The following is a 332-nucleotide window of genomic DNA, read 5'->3' as shown; positions in this document are numbered from 1 at the left end:
GGATAGGAGTTCCTTGTTCATTGAGTTTGATAATTGATCATTGAAATCGCTAGCCTCATGAATCTTTCCAAATTATCCCATTTTATACTCATTACCTTCTTACTTTTTGCTTTGGTGGCTCCTATTGAAGGAATTAGCCAAAGCAAAACAGGCTTTCTCACAGTCACCAAAGTATCCGATGGAGATACCTTTTGGGTCACTCATCCATCAGGCAAAGAAGAAAAAGTCCGCTTGATCGGGATCAACTCACCTGAGTCGCGAAAGACAGGGAACAAGGATGTGGAATTTTTTGGAAAAGAGGCAAGTGCTTATGCTAAGCAACTGCTGCTTAC

1 protein-coding gene is annotated in these 332 nt (G+C 41.3%); it reads left to right on the top strand.

All coding sequences use genetic code 11. The annotated features are described in order from the left end of the window. Positions 1-57: 57 nt before the first annotated feature. Positions 58-332: thermonuclease family protein (locus ACNKXV_RS13765; RefSeq protein ID WP_417908294.1), on the top strand; the 275-nt coding region annotated here is incomplete at its 3' end.

The organism is Christiangramia aquimixticola (assembly GCF_048285835.1).
GTDB lineage: Bacteria > Bacteroidota > Bacteroidia > Flavobacteriales > Flavobacteriaceae > Christiangramia > Christiangramia aquimixticola.
The sequence above is the reverse complement of the archived record's forward strand: the minus strand, read 5'-3'. Positions and strand labels throughout refer to the sequence as shown.